Annotated in this window: 12 protein-coding genes; 4 read left to right on the forward strand and 8 right to left on the reverse strand. The window is 69.0% G+C overall.

The features are described from left to right. Positions 1 to 8 precede the first annotated feature (8 nt). From QFZ65_RS13385 to QFZ65_RS13395, 3 genes are all read right to left on the reverse strand, one after another. Positions 9 to 1,178 (reverse strand): alkaline phosphatase family protein, encoded by a 1,170-nt coding sequence (locus QFZ65_RS13385; protein ID WP_306911144.1) that lies wholly within the window; start codon positions 1,176 to 1,178, stop codon positions 9 to 11. 76 nt (positions 1,179 to 1,254) lie between these two features. After that, on the reverse strand, positions 1,255 to 1,998 hold the full coding sequence (locus QFZ65_RS13390; RefSeq protein ID WP_306911146.1) for a DUF5998 family protein: 744 nt from the start codon (positions 1,996 to 1,998) through the stop codon (positions 1,255 to 1,257). A 134-nt stretch (positions 1,999 to 2,132) separates the two neighbouring features. Further along, on the reverse strand, positions 2,133 to 4,865 hold the full coding sequence (locus QFZ65_RS13395) for a bifunctional GNAT family N-acetyltransferase/acetate--CoA ligase family protein (RefSeq protein WP_306911148.1): 2,733 nt from the start codon (positions 4,863 to 4,865) through the stop codon (positions 2,133 to 2,135). Positions 4,866 to 4,932: 67 nt separating this feature from the next. On the opposite strand from QFZ65_RS13395, the gene QFZ65_RS13400 reads away from it, so the two are divergent. Then, a complete protein-coding gene (locus tag QFZ65_RS13400) occupies positions 4,933 to 7,473 on the forward strand; it encodes a DNA topoisomerase (ATP-hydrolyzing) subunit A (protein ID WP_306911151.1) in 2,541 nt (846 codons plus the stop codon). Positions 7,474 to 7,503: 30 nt separating this feature from the next. Here the strand turns inward: QFZ65_RS13400 and QFZ65_RS13405 are convergent, their stop codons facing one another. Beyond that, entirely contained in the window at positions 7,504 to 7,887 is a 384-nt protein-coding gene (locus QFZ65_RS13405; protein WP_306911152.1) for a VOC family protein, read from the reverse strand. Between the two features lie 150 nt (positions 7,888 to 8,037). Between QFZ65_RS13405 and QFZ65_RS13410 the strand changes: the two genes are divergently transcribed. Continuing rightward, the gene (locus QFZ65_RS13410) at positions 8,038 to 8,556 is read left to right on the forward strand and encodes a DinB family protein (protein WP_306911154.1); all 519 of its coding nucleotides are present in this window, start codon (positions 8,038 to 8,040) and stop codon (positions 8,554 to 8,556) included. 49 nt (positions 8,557 to 8,605) lie between these two features. On the opposite strand, the gene cydD is transcribed toward QFZ65_RS13410, so the two are convergent. From cydD to QFZ65_RS13425, 3 genes are read right to left on the reverse strand one after another with little or no spacing between them, the layout of a single operon-like run. Then, positions 8,606 to 12,214, reverse strand: coding sequence for a thiol reductant ABC exporter subunit CydD (gene cydD / locus QFZ65_RS13415; protein WP_306911155.1), 3,609 nt, complete (start codon positions 12,212 to 12,214; stop codon positions 8,606 to 8,608). 5 nt (positions 12,215 to 12,219) lie between these two features. Next, complete coding sequence (gene cydB, locus QFZ65_RS13420) at positions 12,220 to 13,269, reverse strand: cytochrome d ubiquinol oxidase subunit II (protein ID WP_306911156.1); 1,050 nt, start codon at positions 13,267 to 13,269, stop codon at positions 12,220 to 12,222. 36 nt (positions 13,270 to 13,305) lie between these two features. Next, positions 13,306 to 14,904 (reverse strand): cytochrome ubiquinol oxidase subunit I, encoded by a 1,599-nt coding sequence (locus QFZ65_RS13425; protein ID WP_306911157.1) that lies wholly within the window; start codon positions 14,902 to 14,904, stop codon positions 13,306 to 13,308. Between the two features lie 320 nt (positions 14,905 to 15,224). Between QFZ65_RS13425 and QFZ65_RS13430 the strand changes: the two genes are divergently transcribed. Beyond that, entirely contained in the window at positions 15,225 to 15,611 is a 387-nt protein-coding gene (locus tag QFZ65_RS13430; RefSeq protein ID WP_306911158.1) for a BlaI/MecI/CopY family transcriptional regulator, read from the forward strand. Between the two features lie 6 nt (positions 15,612 to 15,617). Continuing rightward, positions 15,618 to 16,607 carry a M56 family metallopeptidase gene (locus QFZ65_RS13435; protein WP_306911159.1) on the forward strand — a complete coding sequence of 330 codons (990 nt, stop codon included), beginning with the start codon at positions 15,618 to 15,620 and terminating at the stop codon, positions 16,605 to 16,607. Between the two features lie 13 nt (positions 16,608 to 16,620). On the opposite strand, the gene QFZ65_RS13440 is transcribed toward QFZ65_RS13435, so the two are convergent. Further along, positions 16,621 to 18,138, reverse strand: a complete 1,518-nt coding sequence (locus tag QFZ65_RS13440) for a M20/M25/M40 family metallo-hydrolase (RefSeq protein ID WP_306911160.1) — start codon at positions 18,136 to 18,138, stop codon at positions 16,621 to 16,623. Between the last annotated feature and the right edge of the window lie 103 nt (positions 18,139 to 18,241).

Below are 18,241 nucleotides of genomic sequence, written 5' to 3' on the forward strand. Positions count from 1 at the left end.
CCGGCGGATCAGCGGCGCGGGGCCCGCGTTCCGTCCGCCTGGAAGCATAGCAGCGGAACCTCGCGTTCGGCTTTGGTCAGGGAGCCGTGCTGGCCCACAACCTCCATGGCCGTCGGCCGCACCCGCCGCGTGTCATAGAAGGCCAGCGCGTCCCGGGCGGCGATCATCACGTCACCGATCCGCGGTCCGACGCCGGACCGCACCTCACCAAAGAGCCCGGCGGCGATGGCCTCTTCCCGTGTGAATGCCCAGATCCGGTCCCCGAAACGGGACCGCCACGCTTCCAGCAACAGGGCGCGTCCGGCGTCGCCGGCCCCGTCCTCCAGATAGAGGTGGACCATGCGCGGCTCCCCCGCGGTATGCCGGACGCCGGCGATGAGGGCCGTGTCCGCGGAATAGTCGATCCGCTGCGATTCCGGCACATCGAGCATGCCGTGGTCTGCGGTGAGCAGGACAGTAGTGCCGGCGGGAAGGGTTGCGGCCAGCCTCCGCACCGTGGCGTCAAGTTCCTCAAGCTGGTGCTCCCACTGGGGCGACTGGCAACCGTGCCGGTGCCCGGCCTTGTCCAGCTCGTTGACGTAGAAATACATCAGGGAGCCCTGCGCGCTGGCCATGGCTTCGACGGCTGCGGCGGTTCTGGCATGCGGAGTGGTGGCCGTGATGTACCGGCCGCCCCGCAGCGCGGCCTGGGTCATTGGAGAGTTGCTGAACTGGGGCAGGCTCACCGTGGTGACGTCCACGTGCTCGGCGGCGCGCTCAAAGACGGTGCGGAACGGCTGCCATTGCCGGGGATCCACCTTGGCGTCCCAGTTGCCGAGCATGTTCACCACCCGGTCCTGGTCCGGGTCAAGCACGTCATAGCCCACCATGCCGTGCTGCCCCGCAGCCAGCCCGGTGCCGAAGCTGGCCAGCGACGCCGCGGTGGTGGAGGGGAAGGCGGAATCCAGCGACACCGGCACCTGCCCCTGGCCCGCCTGCATAACGGAGCGCAGGAACGGGGTGTGGGCGGACTTCTGCTTCAGGAGGTTCCGGCCGAGCCCGTCGGCCAACACCACGCAGATCCGTTTGCCCGCGGGCAAGCCCAGCCGGTTCTCGAAGCCGGGCACGCCGATGCTCGCCGCGGCGCTGCCCAGCACCTCGGCGACGGAGCGGTGGCCGAAGGCCGGCGCGGCCGGCATCGGCGCAGGAAGGGTGTGGGGCCCGGCTGGTGCAGTCGTTACCGGGGATGGCTCGGGAGCGCGGACCGCCGCCATCTCAGCGCTGGTGGCCGCGGCTGAGGCGGTTCCCGAAGACGCCCATGCGGGCGCGCGGGGGCAGGCCCGGGCCGGTGTGCGGAGCGGGGGCCGAGGATCCGGTGTTGACCGCCCGCAGGGCGCGGGCGAACAGCTTGGCGTCCTGGACGGCCTGCAGCCCGTCGGCCTCCGCGCTGATCCGGAGCACGATGTCTTCCTGGGCGATGGTTCCGCTGTAGCCGTGGTCCGCTTCGCACTGCGGGTCCCCGCAGCTGGCCGGACCGACGTCGAGGCGCTGACCGCCCGACCAGGCGATGGAGAGGGTCAGTTCGCGGACCGGGTCCGAGGACTTGTAGTCCTGGGGCTGGGCATAGACATAGCTGAGCACAACGGAGCGGATCTGCGTCACCGGGACGGACTCCGTGGAGACCTGGGCCACGGTCTGCTCGCCGGCGTCGTCGAGTTGCTGGTCGTCCACGTGGGTGATGACAAGCATGTCCTCCGTCAGCACCAGCACGGTGATGTGGCGCCGGACCTCGGCGCGGTCGAAGTGCGTTTCGAGGTGGACCAGGTGGGCCACGCAGTCCCGGCCGTCCAGGGCGTCCGCGACCACGTCCGCCACGAGCCGCGGGTAGAAGCCGGCCTGCTGGAGGGCCCCCTCCAGGCTTTGACCCTGCGCGCTGTGATCATGCAGGCCTTGGTGCTGCGGGCCCTGCCGTCCGGAGACGGGCGCCGGGGAATGGGGTGTTGGAGGCTGGGAGCTCATGGTCTCCATTTTCACAGATCGGCTGGGGACATGCTAACTGCCCTGCCCGGGCAATGCCGGAGCCCCGCGGGGGCCGCGCCTCCGCCCTGCCCGGGCGGCCCCTTGCCGGGCAATAGAGCGCCTGCTGCAGGGCGTCAGCTGCGCATCGCCCGGCGCGCGCTGTCGGTGCGCTGGGCCGCATTGGCGATCCGCACGTCGGCGGAGAGGATCGCGGCGCCGTCGGGTCCCGCCAGGACAGGGTTGAATTCCACGAGGGCGATCTCGGGATGGTTGTCCTTGAGCCGGGTGAGCCGGGCGGCCAGATCCTCGAGCGCCGCTGCGTCCACCGGCGGCAACCCCTGGTAGCCGAAGAGCTTCCGCGAGGCGCGTGGCCCGCGGATGAAGTCGTGGAGATCGGAGCCCGAGAGCGGCGGGACGCGGTGGGCCCAGTCCTCGAGGAGATTCACGGCATCCCCGGCCAGGCCGAAGGAAACCACCGGGCCCAGCAACGGGTCCTCGATGGCGCGGAAGGTGCAGGCCTGTCCCACGGGCGCCATGGTCTGCACTTCCAGCGAGACAGCGCCGTAGCGTTCCAGGGATTTGCGCATCTGCACGATGTTCAACCGCAGCGAGGCGGCGTCCGCAATGTCGAGGCGGACCCCGCCGAGGTCCAGCCGGTGACGGAGCGCCGGGTTGGTGGTCTTCAAGGCCACCGGCCAGCCCAGCCTGTCCGCGGCGGCGACGGCCTCGTCCGGCGACTCGAAGCCTTCGGACGGCAACACCCGGATGCCGTAGTGGCCCAGCAGCCGCGAGGAGGCCGCTTGGTCCAGCCTGCGCAGCTGCTCCCCACCCACACCGCGGAGCAGCTCCTCGAGCTCGGCGCGGGTAGCCTCGGGATCGCAGCCTTCAGGCTCCACGAAAAGTCCCTGGTCCCGGTCCAGCCACTGGGCGTAGCGGACCACGGCGCCGAGGGCCGCGACGGCGGCCCCTGGGTTGGAGTAGCACGGCACGGCGGCTGCGGCAGGCGGCGACCCGCCGGCTGCGGCAGGCGGCGAGCCTCCGGCGTCGGGCCCGCCGACCATTCCCTCCACGTAGACGGAGGGATCAAGGATGCCGCTGAACGCCGCGACCACCGGTTTTCCCGACGCCGCCGAGCATTCGGCCAGCACACCGGCGATCTTCTCCACGGTCAGTCCGCGCGCCGGCAGCAGCGCCACCACGACGGCGTGGACGGCGTTTTCCGCCAGCGTCTCCTGCAGGCTGCGCCTTAGCGCCGGCAACGCCAGGGACATGCCGGCGTCCAGGTCGACGTCGGTGACCAGGCGTTCCACGCCGAGCCCCTGGACGCCGGCACTGTCGGCCACCACCTTTCCCAGGGCGCGGGAGTTGCTGAACACAGCCAGTCCGGACCCCTTGGGCAACGGCTGGCTCGATACGATCTGGGCGACATCCATGAGCTGTTCGATGGTTTCCACCCGGATCACCCCGGCCTGTCGCATCATGGCGTCGACCGCCTCGGAGGGCGCCTGGGTGGTCCGCACCGCATGGCCGGGTGGCAGGTTCAGGCCCATCGCATCGGTGTTGGCCACGATCACCGGCTTCGTCCGCGCCAGCCGGCGGGCCAGACGGGAGAACTTGCGCGGGTTGCCGATCGATTCAAGGTAGAGGCCGACGGCGGTGGTGTCGGCGTCGTCTTCCCAGAACTGCATCAGGTCATTGCCGGAGACGTCCGCCCGGTTCCCGGCGGAAAGGAAGGTGGAGATGCCGACCCGGCGGCGGCTGGCGGCGGCGTACAGCGCCACGCCGATGGCCGCCGACTGGGTGAACAGCCCCAGGCCCCCTCGGCGCGCCAGTGAGGGCGCCATCGAGGCGTTGAGCGACACGCCGGGGTTGGTGTTGACGATGCCCAGCGAGGCCGGGCCGATCACGCGCATCCCGTTGGCACGGGCCTGGCGGACCAGCTCCCGTTGCCGGGCAAGGCCCCGCTCGCCGTCGTCCGCGAAGCCGGCGGTGGCCACCACGATCCCCTTCACCCCGGCGGCGCCGCATTCCTCCACCACCTTGGGCACCTCGTCGTACGGGACGGCGACGATGGCGAGCTTGACGGGGCCGGGAACCTCGGAAAGTCTGGCGAAGGAAAACATCCCGGCGAGCTCCAGGGCCTCCGGGTTGATGGCATACACCGGGCCGGTGAAACCGCCCTCGATGATGTGTTCGAGCAGCTGGTAGCCGACGGTGCCCCACCTGCGGCTTGCCCCGATCACCGCCACGGAGGATGGCGCGAGCAGCTCCTGGATGCTGCGGGCCTCTGCACGGTGCTCACGGGACTCCATGACGGCGCGGGACTTGTCGGTCGGGTCGATGTTGAACTCGAGGCTGACCACACCGTCGTCGAAATGGCGCTTGACGTCGTAGCCGGCGTCGGAGAACACCATGAGCATCTTGCGGTTCTCCGGCAGCACTTCGGCGGTGAACCTGCGGATCCCGTTTTCCCGGGCGGCGGCGGCGAGGTGTTCCAGGAGGATGGACCCGATGCCCCGGCCCTGCTGCGAGTCGGCGATGTTGAAGGCGACTTCGGCCTCTGCCGGGTCGTCCAGCCGGTCATAGCGGCCGATGCCCATGATCTCGCCGCCGATCGTAATCACGAGGGCCACCCGGTCCCGGTAATCAACCTCGGTGAACCGCTTGAGTTCCTTGCTGGAGAGCCGGGCCTTGAACGCGAAGAAGCGCATGTAGATGGACTGTTGCGACTGGCCGACGTGGAAGGCCTGCACAGCGTCCGCATCCGCGGGATGGATGGGCCGCAGATGGGCGGTGCCGCCGTCGCGCAGGACAACATCGGCTTCCCAATATTCCGGATATACGCCGCCCACGGGCTGATCCACCATAGGCTTAGCCTAGTCATAAACTTACGCAGCACTTGCTCAGCACCCCTCAGAAGGACCCACCAGCCTCATGGCACGCCGCCAATCAACGCCCCCGGCAGGGGAAGCCAGCCCAGACTCCGCAGGGAAATTTGTCGAGACGATCGTCGATATCGACGTCACTTCCGAGATGGAAGGCTCGTTCCTGGAGTACGCCTATTCGGTCATCTATTCGAGGGCGCTGCCTGATGCCCGCGATGGCCTGAAACCGGTACAGCGGCGCATCCTCTACATGATGAGCGACATGGGCCTGCGCCCGGACCGCGGCCACGTCAAGAGCGCGCGCGTGGTGGGCGAAGTCATGGGCAAGCTGCATCCGCACGGCGACACCGCCATCTACGACGCGCTGGTCCGCATGGCGCAGGACTTCTCGCTGCGGCTGCCGCTGATCGACGGGCACGGCAACTTCGGCTCGCTCGACGACGGACCGGCGGCCCCGCGCTATACCGAGGCCCGCTTGGCGGCTGCGGCGCTGACGCTGACGGACCACCTCGATGAGGACGTGGTGGACTTCGTCCCCAACTACGACAACCAGCTGACCCAGCCGGACGTGCTGCCGGCCGCGTTCCCGAACCTGCTGGTCAACGGTGCCACCGGCATCGCCGTCGGCATGGCCACCAACATGGCCCCGCACAACCTGGTGGAAGTCATTGCCGCCGCCCGGCACCTGATCGCCAATCCGGATGCCACGCTCGATGAGGTCATGAAGTTCGTCCCGGGCCCGGACCTGCCCACGGGCGGCAGGATCGTGGGACTGGAGGGCATCCGCGACGCCTACGCGACCGGGCGCGGCTCGTTCAAGACCCGCGCCAAGGTGGAAGTCGAGCAGCTGTCCGCCCGCCGCACCGGCCTGGTGGTCACGGAGCTGCCGTACATGGTGGGTCCGGAAAAGGTCATTGAAAAGATCAAGGACGCCGTCAACGGCAAGAAGCTCACCGGCATCAGCGACATCGTGGACCTCACCGACCGCAAGCACGGCCTGCGGCTGGTAATCGAGCTAAAGAACGGATTCAACCCGAACGCCGTGCTCCAGCAGCTGTACCGCTTCACGCCGATGGAGGACTCCTTCGGCATCAACAACGTCACCTTGGTCGACGGCCAGCCGCAGACTCTGGGGCTGCTGCAGCTGCTCTCGGTTTACGTGGACCACCGCATCAACGTGGTGCGCCGCCGCACGGCCTTCCGGCTCGGCAAGAAGAAGGACCGCCTGCACCTCGTGGAGGGCCTCCTGATCGCGATCGTGGACATCGACGAGGTCATCCAGATCATCCGGTCCTCGGACGAGGCGGCAGCGGCCAGGACCCGGCTGATGTCCATCTACGACCTCACCGAGATCCAGGCCAACTACATCCTCGAGCTGCGGCTCCGCCAGCTGACGAAGTACTCCCGCATCGAACTGGAAAAAGAGCAGGACGAACTGCGCCGGGAGATCGCGGAACTGGAAGCCATTTTGGGCTCCGACGAGCTGCTCCGGGCCCTGGTGTCCTCCGAACTGGCAGAGATCGCCGAAAAGTACGGCACCCCGCGCCGCACGGTGCTGCTTGAGTCCGAGGCCGTCTCCCCCACCGTCGCCTCGGCGCTGGCGGCAGCTCCCGGGTCGAAGGGCAAGGCCGCCCCGCTCGCGCTCGAGATCGCGGACGACCCGTGCTGGGCGATCCTCACCGCTTCGGGCCAGATCGCCCGGACCGCGAACCAGGACAGCCTGGCCGAGGCCGGCCCGCGCACCCGGCACGACGTCTTCACGTCGGTGGTCAAGACCTCCGCACGCGGCGAGATCGCCGCCGTCACGTCCCAGGGCCGCATGCTGCGGCTCCAGGTGATGGACATGCCCGTGCTTCCGCCGACGTCGGGCGTCCCGAACCTCGCCGGCGGCGTTCCGGCCAAGGACTTCATCACCCTGCTCAAGGGTGAAGCGCTCGTGGCGTTCGCGCCGCTGGACCAGGTGCTGGCGATCGGCACCGCCCAGGGCGTCGTCAAGCGGGTCCAGCCCGACTATCCGCTGAACCGGGAAGACTGGGAGGTCATCGCGCTCAAGGACAAGGACACCGTGGTGGGCGTTGCGCCCGCGGGGTCCGACGACGTCGACCTCGTCTTCCTGACGCAGCAGGCACAGCTGCTGCGCTTCCCCGCCTCTGCGGTCCGTCCACAGGGTCGCACCGCAGGAGGCATGGCGGGGATCAAGCTGGCCGCCGGCGACAAGGTGCTGTTCTTCGGCGCTGCCGCGCCGGAAGACAATGCCGCCGTCGTCGTCACCATCGCCGGAACCAACGGCGCGCTGCCCGGCACAGCACCCGGCACCGCCAAGGTCACAGCCTTGGCCGAGTACCCGGCAAAGGGCCGCGCGACGGCCGGTGTCCGGGCACACCGCTTCCTGAAGGGTGAGGACACGTTGCTGCTCGCCTGGGCGGGCCACGGCCCGGCAAAGGCGTCATCGCTGGGCGGCGTGGCACGGTCCCTGCCAGTCGAGCACGGCAGGAGGGACGGGTCCGGCATTCCGCTCTCGCAGCCTGTCGACGCGATCGGACCGAGCATGGCCTGGCCCGAGGACGAGGCCGCCCCGGCGGGCGGCTAGGAACGCTCCGGCCAGGAACCCGCCGGGAGCCTAGGGCATCTGGATCAGGCTCAGGATGTTGCCCTCGGTGTCGAGGAACCACGCCGCCCGGCTTCCGTCCGGGTCGGTGGCAATGCCGTCCTCGGTTTTAAGGCCCGGAAAATCGTAGTCCTCGAACGTGATTCCCTTGCCCCGGAGCTCGGAAACCTCGGCGGCAACGTCATCGACAGCCCAGCCCATCTGCGTATTCTTCGCCGACCCGGCATTTGGGGTCTGGTAAAGGAGGAACCCGGTTCCGGAGCCGCACTTGTACCACAGGTTGTCCCCGGCATCTGAGTTCTCGGGTTCGAGCCCGAGCTTGTCGCGGTAAAAGTCCCTCGCCCGGGCGAGGTCCGCGGCCGGCAACACCGCACTCACTTGCTGGTCCTTGAGCATGGCTATTCCTTTCCAGGCCCGCCCCCCGAGAAGAATCCTACTCCTCTGGGAACCGCCTGTACCGGACCTCCGGAACTGGCTACTCCGGGGGCTCCGCCGGGCTTTGCAGCCTCCATCAACGGGTCCGGAAAAATCGCATAGACTGCGGAAATGCCTATCATTCCCGATACCAAGGACTGGACCTGGGTGCTGCAGCGCCCTTGTCCGGAGTGCGGATTCGACGCCTCCACAGCCACCCCCGCCACGGTCCCCGCAACCGTTGCAGGCATGCTTCCGCGGTGGCGGGCCGTCCTGCAGCGTCCGGACGTCCGCGCCCGCCCGGATGAGAACACCTGGTCCGTGCTGGAGTACGCCTGCCATGTCCGCGACGTCTTCATCCTGTTCGACCGGCGGCTGTCCCTCATGTTGACCAACGACGACGCGCGGTTCGATGACTGGGACCAGGACCGGGCGGCCATCGAGAACGACTACGCCAGCGCCGACCCGGCCGTGGTGGCCGAAGAGCTGACGGCGGCGGGCGAGCGGATCGCGGCGTCCTTCGCCGGTGTTCCCGAGGACCGCTGGAGCCGCCGGGGCACCCGCAGCAACGGGTCGGAGTTCACCGTGCTGACGTTCGCCCAGTATTTCCTTCACGACGTCGTCCATCACTTCCACGATGTGGAAAAGTAAACGCGTCGAAAAGTAAGCGCGCGGAAGGGTAGGCGCGCCGGTTAGCTGCCTAACCGCGCGCCAGCACGGGCCCCGCCGCGCCCGGGGCGGTGTCCCGGTCTTCGTCCCGGTCCCAGCCAACGTTCACGTCAAAGTCCCGATCCAGGTGCAAATCCAGGTCCAGGTCCAGGCGGCTGTCCCCCGGGTCAATGTCCTCGGGGTTGTGCGTCACGAGGATCACGGTGCGGTTTTTGAGGCCGTGCCGGAGTTCGGCCAGCAGCGCCCGGCCGGACTCCGCGTCCAGATGCGCCGTGGGCTCGTCGAGCAGGATCACGTCGGCGCCGGTGAGCAGCGTCCGGGCGACCGCCAGCCGCTGCCGTTCCCCGCCGCTCAGGTAGGCGCCGCCGGGGCCGATCCGGGTGTCCAGCCCGCCACCATCGCTGCGCCCCCCGCTAACCGCGGACTTCTCCAGCCTGGCCATCAGCGGGCCGAGACCGACCGCAGCAAGGGCGTCCTGCAGCTGCTGCTCGAGCGCGGGCTGCGGAGCCTCCCGCGGGTCCTCTCCGGCCCGGGCCGGAAGCCCGAGCATCAGGTTGCCGCGGATGGTGGAGTCGAAGAGGTGCGCCTCCTGGGGGCACCAGGCGACCCGGCCGCTGACGGACAACTCCCCGCGGCGGGCCGGCAGAAACCCCATCAGCGTGGCCAGCAGGGTGGATTTTCCGGAGCCGGACGCCCCGGTGACAGCGAGCCAGCGTCCCGGTTCCGCCGTCGCGGTGAGTCCGGTGAAGACGTCCCGACCACCGGGCCATCCCGCGGACAGCGCCCGGAGCCGGATCCCCGGTTGCCCGCCCGGCCGGTCCGGCACCGGAACCAGTCCGTCACTTCCTTCGACGGCCGGTTCCTGGCCGAGCGGGTCCAGGACGCCGGCCTCGCTGATCCGCCGCAGTACCGACCTGAGGGCGGGGTACTGGCGGACCGCCGTCGTGACCGCGCCGTAGGGTTCCACGAGGGCGAGCTGCAACAGCACCACGACGGCAACGATCGCGGGCTCCACGCCGCCGCCTAAGGCAAGCGGGGCCGCCAACGCGGCGCTGGCCAGGGCGGCGGCTCCGCAGGCGAGCACCGTGAGCCCCTGGCCGAGCCCTTCGGCCCACGCGGACCGTTGGGAGGCCGCCGTCGCGGCGCGGTCCGCACTGGTGATGGCCGCGAGGACCGGCGCGGATACCCCGTTGGCGTGGAGTTCGGCGCGGGCATCCAGCGCGGCCGCGACACTCCGGAGCACACCGGAACGCAGCCGCTGCTCGGTGCCGGCGGACATCCGGTCCGCCGCAAGCGCCAGGGCCGGAGCGGCGACGAGGCTCAGCAGCACGGCGGCGGCCATGGCGGGCAGGACCACGGGCAGCAGCAGGCCAGCCGCAGTCAACGCAGCAGCCGCGACGGCCGCGCCCGTCAGCGGAGGCAGGACAACCCGGGGCAGCAGTTCCCGGACTGTGTCCACGTCGTCCACCACGGCGCCCAGGACGTTGCCGCCCTGCAGGAGACGGCGCAGTGACAGCGCACGGCGGCTCAGGGAGTCCCAGAGCCGGCCCCGGAGCCTGGTCAGGGCGGCAAACACGGCGTCGTGCAGCAGCAACCGCTCGGCGTAGCGCAGGGTTGCCCGGCCCACGCCGAAGAAGCGCACCCCCACGATGGCGGTGAGCAGATAGAGGATGGGAGGCTGTTCGCTGGCCCGGATGATCAGCCAGCCGGAGAGTCCGGCGAGGGCAACGGCAAAGAGTGCCGCCAGTGTGCCGACGGCTCCGGCGGCGCCGAACCTCGCCGCCACGGGAGCCAGCAGCCGGCAGAGCTGAACCGTTGCCGAAGACACCGGAGCGGAACCGGTGCGGGCCTCGAGCCGGGATTGCGGCACCGGTGCCGGCCCGGGCTCCGACGATGGCGCCGGCGGCGCTGATTGCGGCGATGGCGCCGGCGGCGCTGCCGGGAGATCCACCTGCCGCAACACCCAACCTGCGGCACTGAAGACCGCGGGGGCAGCCGGCGCAGTTCCCGTTCCGGATGTGACCGGCACCAGGTCATCCGCAAGCCCGCGGGTCTGCGGGTCGTGCGCCACGAGCAGAACAGTCACCTTTCCGCGCAGCGCACAGAGAGCCTGGCTGACCGCGTTGGCGGACTCCCGGTCCAGGTGCGCGGTGGGTTCGTCGAGCAGGAGCACGGTGGCTCCGGCCTCGATCCGGGCCAGGCCACGGGCCAGCGCCACACGGCGCAACTCCCCCGGGCTGAGCTCAGCCGGGTGCTTGGCGGCAAGGTGCTCGGCCGCGCACGCCGCGAGGCACCGGCGGGCAGCGTCATCCGCCTCCTCGTCGCGCTGAGCGGGGGCCGGGCCGGCAGGCTGGCCCAGGTACAGCCGGACTTCGTCCAGCACGGTCGGGGCGACCATCACCGGGTGTTGCGGCACCCAGGCGAGGTCCGCCGGCGTGAATCCCTCCAGCCGCCCGGTGACCGTGGTCCCGCCGCCTGCCCCGATGGTCCCGGCGAGCACGCCGAGGACCGTGCTTTTCCCGGCGCCGCTGGCCCCGGTGAGCGCGGTGATTTTGCCGGGGGCGGCAGTGAAACTCAGCGGCCCGACGGCGGCCTGCGTCCGTCCGCTGTACCGGACGGTGAGCCCGGTGACGGAGACCGCCGGCGGCGCGGCCGTCGGCGTCAGAGCAGCAGCGGAAGCGGTACCCGCGGGCCGTAGCGGCACGGCTTCGGGCGCGCGAAGCACGGCGGTGGTTTCGGCGAGCGCGGCACGGCCCTCATCGCTGGCGTGGTGCGCGGTCCCCAGTTCCCGGAGCGGGAGGTAGCAGTCCGGGGCGAGGATCAGCGCCAGCAGCCCGGCTTCAAGACCCATGTCCCCGTTGACCAGCCGGACGCCGATGAACACCGCCACCACGGCTACGGAAATGGTCGCTATGAGTTCCAGGGCGAGTGCCGAGAGGAACGCTGTGCGCAGCGTTCCCATGGTGCGGGAACGGTATTCCTCGGAAATGTCCTCCAGGGCCTTGCGCTGGTCGCTGGCCCGGCCGAGCCCCACCAGCACGGGCAGGCCCTTGGCAAGCTCGAGCATGTGACCCGACAGCCGGGTGAGTGCCGACTGCGCCTCCCGCACCCGGTCCTCGGTGTAACGCCCGATCAGGACCATGAACAGCGGCACCAAGGGGACGGTCAGCACAATCACCACGGCGCTGATCCAGTCGGCGAACAGGATCCGGGCCCCGAGCAGCAGAGGGACCGCGGCGCAGTTCACCAGGGCCGGCAGGAACTGGGTGTAGTAGTTGTCCAGCGCGTCCAGTCCGCGTGTGGCCAGGATGGCGAGGCCGCCGTCTGACGGTCCCGCCTGCCGGGTCCCGTTGCGCAGGGCACGCAGGAGCAGCTGCGAGCGCAGCTCCTCCTTCACCCCCAGTGCTGCCCGGCGCGAGGCGACCGCCTGGGCCCAGACTGCCAGGGAGCGCAGGACCACACCGGCAAGCCCCCAGGTCAGCTGTTCGCTCCAGGCCGGGTTGTGGTCCATCAGTCCCGCGAGCATGGACGCCGCCGCCTGTCCCATCAGCACGAGGGACAGCGCTTTGAGGGCGGCGAGCAGCCCCAGCAGGTAGAGCGCGGAGCGGGTTGCGGGCCCGGACGGGAAGTTCGGTCTCATGCGGGTCAGTCCTTGGCTGCCAGTGCTTTGGCGGCGATCGCGGGAAGGAAGCTGTGGGCTTCGGGAATGTGGGCGGCGCTCACCCGGCGCCGGAACACCCAGTAGGTCCAGGCCTGGTAGGCCAGCACGAGCGGGAGCCCGACGCCGGCCACAACGCTCATCAGCCCCAGCGTGTAGTCCGAGGAGGAGGCGTTGAAGACCGTCAGGTTGAACCGGGGGTTGAGCGTGGAGGGAAGCACCACGGGGAAGGCGGCGCCGAAGATGGAAGCAGTGCCGAGCAGCAGGAAGGCGCCGAGGGAGACAAACGCCCTGCCCTCCGAACCTTGCCGGGCGAAGTGCCAGGCGAGGGCAGCGGCGGCAACCGCGGCGGCCACCGCTGTCACCGTCCACGCTTCGCCGCTGAGCAGCTGCAGGCTTACCGCCCAGCCGGCGAGCGGCAGCAGCAGCACCGGCAGCAGCCGGACAAACCAGCGGCGGGCGCGGTGACGGACGTCGCCGTCGGTCTTCAGGGACAGGAAGGCGAGGCCGTGCAGGACCGAAAACCCGACGACGGCGAACCCGCCCAGGACGGCATAGGCGTTGAACCAGGCAAACGGTCCGCCCTCCCGGTCGCCGTTGGCGTTCAGCGGAAGCCCGGTGGTGGTGAGCGCCAGCATGGCACCGACGCCGAAGGCCGCGGTGAACGAGCCGGCCGCGATGGCCCGGTCCCAACGGGCACGCCACTGCGGGGTGTCCACCTTGCCGCGGTATTCAAACGCGACGGCGCGGAAGATCAGCGCGACCAGGACCACCAGCAGCGGCAGGTACAGCGCGGAAAACAGGGAGGCGTACCAGAGCGGAAAGGCGGCAAAGGTGGCACCGGCGGCGGTCAGGAGCCAGACCTCGTTTCCATCCCAGACGGGTCCGATCGTGTTGAGCAGGACGCGGCGTTCGGTGTTGTCCCGGGCGAAGCCCTTCATCAGCATGCCGACACCGAGGTCGAAGCCCTCCAGGAAGAGATAGCCCGTCCACAGCACCGCGATGGCAATGAACCAGATGGTCGGAAGCAGTTCCATGCTGAGTATCCTCTGCGTTTCTTGGGTGGTGGATGGCTAGTAGGCGAAGGCCAGGACATCGTCCGGTGAGCCGGAGCCGCCCCGGCCCTGCCCCGGCGTCTTGTCCTCGTTCTCGTCGGCCGGAAGATGGGCGAGTTCCGGCATGGCCGAGACCACGCCGCCGCGGATGTATTTGACCAGGAGCTTGACCTCCACCACGAGCAGCACCGCATACACGGCGGTCAGCACCACCAGGGAGGTCAGAAGCTCGCCGGCGGAGGTGCCGGGCGAGACTGCCGCCGCGGTGAACATGAAGACCTGGTCGATTCCGCTCGGATCGGGGTTCGGCGCGACGACGAAGGGCTGGCGTCCCATCTCGGTGAAGATCCAGCCGGCGGCGTTGGCTCCAAAGGGGGCCAGGATGCCGAACACCGCCAGCCGCATGAGGCCGCGCGACGCCGGTACGGTGCCCTTGCGCGTCACCCATAGCGCCACAAATGCGGCGAGGGCAGCGATGCCGCCGAAGCCGATCATCATCCGGAAGCCCCAGTAGGTCACCTCCATGACGGGCACGTACTGGATCTCCTGGCCGGCGCGCTCCCCGTAGATGGGGTTGTCGGGCAGGTGTGTGCCGTAGTCGGCCTTGTACTGCTCAAGCAGGCTGTTCACTCCCTTGACCTCGGTGGTGAAGTCGCCCTTGGCCAGGAAGGACAGGATGCCGGGGACCTCGATTACGGCCACGATATCGTCGCAGTTCTTGGTGCCGAGGTTGCCGACGCTGAGCACCGAAAAGCCTGTGCCGTCGTGGCAGGCCGCCTCGGCGGCGGCCATCTTCATGGGTTGCTGTTCAAACATGAGCTTGCCCTGCAGGTCGCCGGTGACGGCGGTGCCGGCAAAGGAGATCATGGCGACGACGGCGCCGATCCGCAGCGACCGGATCCAGACGGCGTGGTCCGCCCGGTCCCGCCCCGGCACGGCGGACTCGCCGGGGATGACGCGGCCGTCCGCCCCGACCGTGTCCACCCCGTCGTGGCGTCGGCGCCACAGGTGGTACCAGGCGATCCCGAGCAGGAAGGCGCCGGCGACGGCGAGGGCACCGAAGAGCGTGTGCGGGACGGCAACGAGCGCGGTGTTGTTGGTGAAAACGGCCCAGGCGTCGGTCATGACCGGACGGCCGTTGACCATCTCGACGCCGACGGGGTGCTGCATCCAGCTGTTGGCCACGATGATGAAGTACGCCGAGAACACGGAGCCGACGACGGCGACCCAGAGGCAGGCCAGATGGACGCCGCGCTTGAGCTGCTTCCAGCCGAAGATCCACAGGCCCAGGAAGGTGGATTCCACGAAGAAGGCCAGGAGCGCCTCCATGGCCAGCGGCGCCCCGAACACGTCGCCGACGAAGCGGCTGTATTCGCTCCAGGCCATGCCGAACTGGAACTCCTGCACGATGCCCGTCGCGACGCCCATGATGAAGTTGATCAGGAACAGCTTGCCCCAGAACTTTGTCATCCGGAGGTATTCCGGACGGCCGGTGCGGTACCAGAGCGTCTGGATGACGGCAACCACCAGGCCCAGGCCGATCGTGAGCGGCACCATCATGAAGTGGTAGACGGTGGTGATGCCGAATTGCCAGCGTGCGATTTCCAGGGCGTCCACAGCAGTCCTACTCAGGCTAGGTCCGAACTTCTACGCGTTGTAGAAATCTTTCTTCTACAGAGTGTAGAACAAACAGGGCCCCCGGCGCATCCGGATGAATCGGCGCCGCAACAGGAGCGGCCACTGCCGCTGCGGGCCGGAATGCCGGAAGCGACGCTGCCGGAATATCCGGAAGCGACCCCCGGCCCGCCACGCAGAACGGGCTGTTCTACCGGATGTAGAAAGAAAGTCGGAAACGCGGTAAATTTGAGGTTGAAGCGTAAACACGCCCCCGACAGGCAATCCAGCCACTCCGGGCGGCCGTCAAGAAGGACGTACTCATGGCAAGTCTTGGGGAACTGGAACGGGCAGTGATGGATCTGCTCTGGGCAAGCCAGGAGGCTGCAACGGCCAACACATTGCGGGATCTGCTGGCGCAAAGCACCCGCACGGAGGGTGCCACCCCGGGGCATGAGGGCAAGGACCTGGCCGTCACCACGGTGCTGACTGTACTGTCCCGCCTTGAGCGCAAAGGCCTGGTGGAGAGGGAACGCGGCACCCGTCCGCACCGCTACCAGGCCGTGTCCAGCCGGGCTGACCACACGGCCGAGCTCATGCATGAGGTTTTGGGCTCCGCGCCGGACCGGGAGGCCGTGTTGGCGCGCTTTATTGGTTCTGTCACCGACACGGAAGCGGAAACGCTGCGCAAACTGCTGGGCCGCAGCTAGCGCCCGATGTTCTGGACCTCATGGTTCCTGGCGGTCCTGGCGATAGTCCTGGCATGGCCGGTGCCTATCCTGCTCTCCCGCGCCCAGTGGCCGGCCCGGTCCCCGTTTACCGCCATGGTCCTGTGGCAGGCGATAGCTTTGGCCGGTGGCTTGTCCATGATCGGCGCAATGCTCGCCTACGGACTGGAGCCCGTCGGGGACAACCTGCTGGCGGGCCTGAGGTCCCTGGCCGGCATGGTCCTTTTCAACGCTCCCACCACCGCGCTGGGATTCTGGCACATTTTTGCGCTCTCGGCAGCTGCCCTGCTGACGGCACACCTCGTCTTCACCCTGCTGCTGACCTATTACAAGATCCAGCGGCAGCGCCACCGGCACCGTGAACTGCTCACCCTGCTGGCCTCGCCGTCCGCCGACGGCCCGAAGACCATGGTGCTCAACCTGGATTCGCCGGTGGCATACTGCCTGCCGGGCGGCGCACGATCCGTCACGGTCCTCTCCGACGGGCTGATGGCGGCGCTGGAACCGGCAGAGCTGCGGGCCGTCCTGATCCACGAGAACGCCCATCTCAACCAGCGCCACCATCTGCTGCTCTGGGCCTTCGCCGCCTGGCGCCAGGCGTTGCCGTGGCTGCCGACAACGCGGCTCGCGCAGGAGGCCGTCAATTCGCTGATTGAGATGCTCGCTGACGACGTCGCGCTCAAAACCGAAAGCAAGGCGACACTGATCAGGGCCATCGCGATTGTGGCGAGCGGCTCCCCCGGCTCCCCGGGCACCCCGCTGGCCCTGGGCGGCCCGGACCCGGCCGACGTCGACTCCGGCCAGCCCGGCGCCGTTGGAGGCAGCGGTTCGGCCCGTACCACTGCCTCCCGGGTCAGCCGGCTGCTCTCTGTCCAGCCGCCGCTGCCGGAGCCGTTCCGGGCGGCCGTACTGGCGGCCTGCCTGCTGCTGCTGGCCGTGCCGACGGCGCTGCTGATCGTCCCGGGTCTCCTCGGCTGAGCGGGGAGTGAGCCTACTTCAGCCGGCTGTGTCCCTTGAATTCGAAGTCCGTCATGCCCTTGGCCGTCGCCGCGCCGCCTAGCGGCGATGAAGACTTGGCGAACGTCAGCGTTGCATGCGCAACGGCGTCGGCCATCTGGTCGAGCACCATGGTGTTGACGTTCGCGGTGGTGTCGCAGGCCGCGTGGTAGCAGGCGTCCTGTGCGGCGCCGGCCGTACCGCCGAAGACGGCTACTTCCTCCGGAGTCTTGAGGCCCTCCGCACCGGTGAACAGGCCACCGGCCGGGATTCCGTTCCGGATGAAGCCGGAGTAGTCCGACCGGCCGTCGAACGCTGTCGGCGCGGCGGGCAGGTTCTGGGACGCGAAGTAGTCCAGGAAAACCTTCTCCACGGCGCCAGAGCCGTCCGGGCCCGCTGCGCCAAAGGACGACCCGTCGCCGTCGTAAACGTACCTGACGTAGTTCGGCGAGCCGATCATGTCGAAATTAAGGTTGACCGCGTGGTCCTTGAGCTCAGAGTCCGAAAGCTTCGAAACGTAGTAGTCCGAGCCGATTAGCCCGTCCTCCTCGCCGCCCCAGAAGGCAAACCGCACCTTGTTCCCATGTTTTTGGTGGGTCTCCCTGAGCTGGATTGCAGTCTCCAGGATGGTGCCCACTCCTGTGCCGTTGTCGTTGATGCCGGGCCCCGCGGCGACGGAGTCCAGGTGCGCCCCGACCACAACCTTCCGGTCGGAACTTCCGCCGGTATCGGCCAGGATGTTGAAGGACTTGATCCGGGTGACCGCCGCATCAACGGCGAGGTGCAGGTTCGCGGCGCCGAGGGCCGCAAGTTCCGCGCCGTTGTCAAAGGTCGTGGTGACCACGGGGATCTTGGCCTGGGGAGCGTTCAGTGTTCCGCCGAACAGGCCCACCCGGTCACTTCCCGGAACCGCGTCCCCCTGGTTGAAGATGATGACGCCGGCGGCCCCGGCGGCTACGGCGTTGTCCACCTTGGCCCGGAAACCGCAGGTGCCGCGCTGGATGAGGGCGATGTGGCCGGACGGGAACCCGGCAAAATCAGTTGCCTCGCAGCCGCTCGTTGAACCGCGGCTGCCAGCAAGGTTGACGTCGACGGCGGTTACCGGGGCAGTCACGTCCTTGGCTCCCGAGTAGACCATGTCCAGGAACCCGTCGGGCGCGCCGTAACCATAGGTCCTTGGCGGCGCGGAGACGCGTTCCAGGTGCGCCCCCACGAAGGCGTACCGTTCGTACGTGAACCGCTGGCGGACCGGTTTGTAGCCCGCAGCTTTGAGTTCGTCCTCGATGTAGCGGGCCGATTTCTCGTACCCCCGGGTCCCGACGGCGCGGTTGTTGCCGTTTGCGTCCGCGGCCGCCTGCAACGCCTTGAGGTGGGACATGATGTGCTTGGCCGTCACGGCTTCGCGCAGCTTGGCGGAGTCGGTTCCAGTGTCCGCGGCGGCGGGAACCGCGAATCCGGCCCCCAGCCCCAGGGTGGCCGCGATGGCCGCGGCGCGGATTTTCCGGTGCCTCATGGGAACTCCTGGATTTTGCGGAATCCGGTTCCGGCGTCCGTGTCCGGGATCGGTGACAGAACATTATACGACCGCGGATTGCACGGTAAGGGCCAGAGGCCCT

Origin of the sequence: Arthrobacter sp. B3I9 (genome assembly GCF_030816935.1) — a bacterium.
GTDB lineage: Bacteria > Actinomycetota > Actinomycetes > Actinomycetales > Micrococcaceae > Arthrobacter.